The following is a 6,463-nucleotide window of genomic DNA, read 5'->3' on the forward strand; positions in this document are numbered from 1 at the left end:
GAAACTACTGGCTGTCCGAGGCCCGCTCGATGCCCACCAGGTCAAGCAAGATGCCCGTCGTGCCGTGGCCGTCCTGGACCAGGAAGCTGCTCCCACGGTCCTCTAGTGCCAAGATCCACGAGCCCGGTGTCAGTTTGAACACAAACTGGCGGGTTTTCTCATCAATCACATTCTGGGGACGGTCAACGGCAAACCAGAACGGATCGGACACCACGGGAGCGGCGCTGGAGTTGTGGTTCACGGTGGCAGCAATGCTCTCCTTGACCGGCGTAGCGGCGGCCGGTTCGGCTACCTGCGGGTTCAGTGTGGTTGCGGGCGCGTCCGCGGACAGCCCCACCGCTCCGCTGGCTACCGGCACCTGAACACCCGTCTGGGCTCCCAAGTCGCCAGCCGTGTTCGGGGTTGCGGGGACTGCGGCCGCCTGCGTACCTGCCGGTGCGGTTGTGTGGGCGGCAGCGGGTGCAGCATCGGTCACGGTGTGGGCCGCGGTGTGGGCCGCGACACCGGCAACGCCTGCAGAACCGGTTTCCTTGGCGGGGGTGAAAATCTGCCCGGCGGCGGTGTGTACGGCTGCTGGTTGCGGAGCGTTCCAGCCAGCAGACTGCTGAGTGGTCTGTGCACCGGTGGCTGTGCCGGCAACGCCGGCGGCCACACCACTAGGTGGCTGTTGGCCCTGCGCGCCCTGGTGCTGGGCACCGGCACCGTTTGGGGTGGTGACAACAGGCTTGGCGGCCGCGGGGCGCTGAACGGCGGGAACGGCGTCGCGCGCCACTACATGCGCCGGCACATCTACCCGGCCGGTGAAATCAGAAGCCAACACAGGTATCCACTGTGCGCCAACGGTTGCCGTGAGCAACACCAAGGAACCCACCAGGCCCAGCAAATATGCCACACCGAAGTTGGTCACGGTGGCTGTGAAGAAGAAGAAGGTGGCAAACGATGCCACAACCGAAGCAAATTGGTCGATGGAGAGCGACCCAATACGGAGGCTGGCCTCGGGGCTTAGCCGGCGGACCAGGAATAGGGCGCCCACGGTCAACGGCAGGATGACGCCAATGCCAAGGTAAAACAGTCCGGCGGCGTTCCACAGGTTGAGGCTTCCGGCGAGGGCGACACTAAGTGGTATCACTGAGGCGATGAAAATTAGTGCCACCGATCCCAACGCTGCCAGGTCGCGAATGGTCAGCGGACCGGCAACGGCCTTGCTGAGCGTAGTCCCTGCAGGGCCCGCACTGGCCGGTGCAATTGGCGTTTGTTGCTCTGTCATGGTCTTACTCCTAAATGTCACGATTATGCACAAGCCTAGTTACCGCAGACTGCCAACACTAGCCAGCCACAGCAATACCAGGTAGTAATACGCTAAACGGGGAGAACTGCCCATGCCCTGGGGCACCCCGAGCCTTGTGCAGTTGAGCGCAGAAATGACCCCATTGACCCCATTGACTGTGACGGCAGACACGTTTTTGCCCGGGAGGCGCTACAGTAAAAACAGGATCACAACGTTGTCCCTAGCACCCAATCCGCGCAAAGCCATCAGTTCTGTCCTGGAACTAGGGCGCACTGCGCCACGATTGGCGTTGCCCGGGACATCAGCTAAGTAGGAATGAAGGGATATTAGATGTCTGAGGCCATCATCACAGCGGGAAACGAATCCGGGGACGCCCTGGAGAACCTTCTCACGGAGAGCCGCCAGTTTCCGCCCACCGCGGAATTTGCCGCCACCTCGATCGTCAAAGCCGACGAATACGACGCCGCCAACGCTGACCGCCCCGCCTTTTGGGGCAAGCAAGCCCGCGAACTGTTGAGCTGGAGCAAGCCGTTCACCAAGACCCTTGACTGGAGCAACCCGCCGTTCGCCACCTGGTTTGAAGACGGCGAAATCAATGCCGCCTACAACGCCCTTGACCGTCATGTCGAGGCCGGCAACGGGGACCGTGTAGCCATTCACTTTGAGGGCGAACCAGGAGACACCCGCACGTACACGTACGCGCAATTGACCGACGAGGTCAAGAAGGCCGCCAACGCCTTCGAGGCGCTGGGCCTTGCCAAGGGTGACCGCGTAGCCGTATACCTGCCCATGATTCCCGAGGCAGTCATCACCTTGTTGGCCTGTGCCCGCATCGGCGCCATTCACTCCGTGGTGTTCGGCGGCTTCTCGGCCGAGGCCCTGCGTTCACGCATTGACGACGCCGCGGCGAAGCTGGTTGTCACCGCCGACGGCACCTTCCGCCGCGGCAAGCCCAGCGCGCTGAAGCCTGCCGTGGACGAGGCGCTGGCCATGGCCGGGCACTCCGTTGAAAACGTCGTAGTGGTTAAGCGCAACGGCGAGCCGGTCAGCTGGGTTGAGGGCCGCGACGTCTGGTGGGATGACACCGTCGGTACCGCCTCCACCGAGCACACAGCCGTGGGGCATGCGGCCGAGCACCCGCTGTTCATCCTCTACACCTCCGGCACCACGGGCAAGCCCAAGGGCATCCTGCACACCACCGGCGGTTACCTCACCCAGACCGCGTACACGCACCGCGCCGTGTTTGACCTGCACCCGGAGACAGACGTTTTCTGGTGCACGGCCGACGTCGGATGGGTCACCGGCCATTCTTACGTCACCTATGCCCCGCTCATCAACGGTGCCACGCAGGTCATGTACGAGGGCACCCCGGACTCCCCACATCAGGGCCGCTTCTGGGAAATCGTGCAGAAGTACAAGGTGTCCATCCTCTACACGGCCCCCACAGCCATCCGGACATTCATGAAGTGGGGCGAGGACATTCCCGCCAAATACGATCTCTCCTCGATCCGTCTGCTCGGTTCCGTGGGCGAACCCATCAACCCGGAGGCGTGGATGTGGTACCGCCGCGTCATTGGTGGAAACAAGGCCCCCATCGTGGACACGTGGTGGCAGACCGAGACCGGGGCCATCATGATTGCCCCGCTCCCCGGCGTGACGGCCACCAAACCCGGATCGGCTCAGGTCCCCATGCCCGGCATCGCCGTGGATGTGGTGGATGAGCTCGGCGTCTCCGTTCCTCACGGCCATGGCGGCTACCTGGTGATCCGCGAGCCATGGCCGTCCATGCTGCGCGGCATTTGGGGCGACAACGACCGCTACAAGGACACGTACTGGTCCCGCTTCGATGACATGTACTTCGCCGGAGACGGCGCCAAGTGGGATGACGACGGCGATGTGTGGCTGCTGGGCCGTGTTGATGACGTCATGAACATCTCAGGGCACCGCCTCTCCACCACGGAAATTGAGTCCGCACTGGTCAGCCACCCCTCGGTGGCCGAGGCTGCTGTTGTGGGCGCTGCGGATGAAACCACCGGCCAGGCCGTGGTGGCGTTTGTGATCCTGCGCGGCTCTGCCGTGGAAGACGCTGACATTGTCACCACCTTGCGCAACCATGTAGGCAAGGAAATTGGCCCCATCGCCAAGCCCAAGACCATCCTGGTGGTGCCCGAACTTCCCAAGACCCGATCGGGAAAGATCATGCGCCGCCTGCTCAAGGACATTGCCGAAGGCCGTGAGGCGGGCGACTCCTCAACTCTGGCCGACAACACCGTCATGAAGCAGATTGCGGAGTCCCTGCGCGCCTAGCCATCTGCAACTAACCCGCAGAAAACGCCGAAAATCGCGTCAAAACCGCGATTTTTCGGCGTTTTCTGCGGGTCAGTTGCTTAAGTCGGAGGGGTGGCTGCGCAGGTGGGGCATTATTAACCCATGACTTCAACCACTGCAGCGAACCGCGGCGCCCTGCTGATCCTCAACGGCCCCAATCTGAACCTGCTCGGAACCCGCGAGCCGGAGATCTACGGCTCAGCCACCCTGACCGATGTTGAACACCTTGTTTCAGCGGCTGCCACAGCCGCCGGGTTTGGGGCCACCTGTTTGCAGTCCAACCATGAGGGCGTCCTGATAGATGCCATTCATGGGGCTCGCGGCACAGCCGTGGGGATCATCATCAATGCCGGCGCCTACACCCACACCTCGGTGGCGCTCCGGGACGCGATCGCCGCCGTCGAACTTCCCACCGTGGAGGTTCATATTTCCAACGTGCACCAGCGCGAGACGTTCAGGCACCACTCATACCTGTCGGCCGTGTGCGGGACAGTCATTGTTGGTGCCGGCGTGCACGGCTACGAGCTGGCCGTAAGCTACCTGGACAAGACCCTCGCCTAGCGGCTGGGTCTGAGGGCGTTGGGCCCACGCGCCCGAGGGGCCCCGATCGCAGACGCGCCAGCGGCTGGGATCGGGGAGGGCGTGGGGACTAGCCGACCTTGCAGGATCCGGCCGACACTTCGCTGCTGAGCGTGGGCGCGGCCGAGATGACCGGGCCCGCTTCTTCCATGGTCAGCGCGAACCCGATGTTGTCTTGCGTTGTGGCTTTTGCAAAAATCACGCCCACGACACGGCCGTCGGCATCCAGCAAGGGTCCGCCGGAGTTACCTGACTGGACGTTGCCGGCCACCTGGTAAACATCCAACAAGGATTTCTGCCCGCCGGTGATATCCGGGACCATCATGGGCCCGGAGGAGAGCACTGTGGCGGGACGCACCTGCAAGGGACCGCCCAGCGGATAACCGGCAAACGCCGCAGCAGTGTTGTTGCGGGCTGTTGCTGCCACGGGCAGCGGGGCGGCTTCCAGCGAGTCCACGGCCAAGATCGCCAAGTCCTTTACGGGGTCAAAGAACACCACACGGGCAGGCAGAACCCCTTGATTCTGGGTTTGGACTACCGGCCGGGTAACTCCGGCAACGACGTGCGCGTTGGTGACGACCCGCCCGGGTGACACCACAAATCCTGTGCCTGTCTGGTTCTGTCCACACTGGAATGCCGTACCGGAAATCTTCATGACCGAGTTGGCCGCGTTATTCCAGGCAGCCGTATTGGTGTCTGCGTTGGGCTCGGCAACCTGGACATTGGGTCCTGCCGGATTCAGCAGCGCGGGAATGCCCTCGTTCAAGACCAGGGAGCGGATCTGTGCGGCAGCGACCTTCACGGGGTCCGGTGTCCACGCCTCAATTCTGGAGATGACCTTCGAGTCGCTCAGTTGCTTGGAAACGGCCGGGATACCCAGATTGGAAACGCCAAACGCCAGCAGCGAAATGACCAACGCGCCGACAACAACGTTCAGCACACCACCCAAAAGCCTGTTAACGCTCCGGATCGAGCCCGAATTCACACGCCGCCCAATGGCGCGGCCAAGGCTGATTCCCAGTGCATGGCCACCGGCTATCAGGACGACGGTGGCGCCTATCACCATGGCCGTGCGCCACCCCGGGCTGGGAGCGAATTGATTGACAAAGGGCGCAGCAAAGAACGCCGCCACGGCTCCGGCCACAAAACCAGCCAAGCCACCCAATCCCACGACCAGCCCAGTTTTCAGGCCATACGTCAACTGCCACAACAGCCACAGGATCAACACCGCATCTAGCCAGGAAAAACCAAACACCTATGAGCAGAGCTCCTCGCGGGCAACGCCCGCCATCACGAAAGTTCGGGCACAAAGCGTGTCCCGACTGCACATATTACCGGGGCAACCCGAACGATCCCTGAGCTTTCTTGCCTCTGAAACTGCCAATATGCTGTCAACGAACGGCTAGAATGCCAAATTGGTCACAAAAACAAAAAAGTTCTGAAACAATCAATAATAGGTCAGAACTGATTAGCTACATACTGCAAGGAGATTTCATGGACATCGAGGTACTACGCCGGGCACCCCTTTTCGCCACGCTCGACGACGAGGCATTCCGCCTTTTGACGGACGAACTGGCTGAGGTGGATCTGTCCCGCGGCGCGTCGGTCTTCCGTGAAGGCGACCAAGGCGATCAGCTCTACTTCATCGTTTCAGGCAAGGTCAAGCTGGGACGGACTTCCTCCGATGGCCGCGAGTCATTGGTTGCGATCCTCGGCCCGGGCGAGCTTTTCGGCGAAATGGCGCTTTTCGATCCGGCCCCCCGCAGCACCACTGCCACAGCCGTTTCTGAGACCCGCCTGGCGGGGCTGAAGAACGAATCCCTGAACAGCTTGTTGCGCAACCGGCCCGAGGTTTCCATGCAGTTGCTGCAGGCCCTGGCCCGGCGCCTGCGCCGCACCAACGACAACCTCTCCGATTTGGTCTTCTCCGATGTTCCCGGCCGTGTTGCCAAGGCCATCTTGGATTTGGCGGACCGCTTCGGACGTCCGGCCACCGACGGCATCCTGGTAGCTCACGAGCTCACCCAGGAAGAGCTGGCTCAACTGGTGGGCGCGTCCCGCGAAACAGTCAACAAGGCCCTGGCCGAGTTTGTGCAGCGCGGCTGGCTCCGCCTGGAAGCCCGTGCAGTTGTCATCTTGGACGTCAACCGTCTGCGTCAGCGTTCGCGCTAACGCCAGCAAAAAGCACCGGCCCGGGGGGGGGTTGGGGGGGGGGGGGGGCAGTGGGGGTGTGGGGGGGGGAAGGAGCGAGGGAGGGGAGGGTGAGAG

The 6,463-nt window shown here is 62.5% G+C and carries 5 protein-coding genes; 3 read left to right on the forward strand and 2 right to left on the reverse strand.

The window, feature by feature from the left end; translation table 11 throughout:
- Positions 1 to 4: 4 nt before the first annotated feature.
- A complete protein-coding gene (locus ACX80E_RS15030; protein WP_459302836.1) occupies positions 5 to 1,267 on the reverse strand; it encodes a hypothetical protein in 1,263 nt (420 codons plus the stop codon).
- 351 nt (positions 1,268 to 1,618) lie between these two features.
- On the opposite strand from ACX80E_RS15030, the gene acs reads away from it, so the two are divergent.
- Entirely contained in the window at positions 1,619 to 3,595 is a 1,977-nt protein-coding gene (gene acs, locus ACX80E_RS15035; RefSeq protein ID WP_459302837.1) for an acetate--CoA ligase, read from the forward strand.
- Between the two features lie 123 nt (positions 3,596 to 3,718).
- Positions 3,719 to 4,177: a type II 3-dehydroquinate dehydratase gene (gene aroQ / locus ACX80E_RS15040; protein ID WP_459302838.1), complete on the forward strand. Its 459-nt coding sequence runs from the start codon at positions 3,719 to 3,721 to the stop codon at positions 4,175 to 4,177.
- An 88-nt stretch (positions 4,178 to 4,265) separates the two neighbouring features.
- On the opposite strand, the gene ACX80E_RS15045 is transcribed toward aroQ, so the two are convergent.
- Positions 4,266 to 5,450 (reverse strand): MarP family serine protease, encoded by a 1,185-nt coding sequence (locus ACX80E_RS15045; protein WP_459302839.1) that lies wholly within the window; start codon positions 5,448 to 5,450, stop codon positions 4,266 to 4,268.
- A gap of 239 nt (positions 5,451 to 5,689) precedes the next feature.
- Here ACX80E_RS15045 and ACX80E_RS15050 point away from each other — a divergent pair, with 239 nt between their 5' ends.
- Complete coding sequence (locus ACX80E_RS15050; RefSeq protein ID WP_203312602.1) at positions 5,690 to 6,367, forward strand: Crp/Fnr family transcriptional regulator; 678 nt, start codon at positions 5,690 to 5,692, stop codon at positions 6,365 to 6,367.
- Positions 6,368 to 6,463 lie beyond the last annotated feature (96 nt).

The sequence above is a fragment of the Arthrobacter sp. TMN-49 genome, assembly GCF_054511095.1.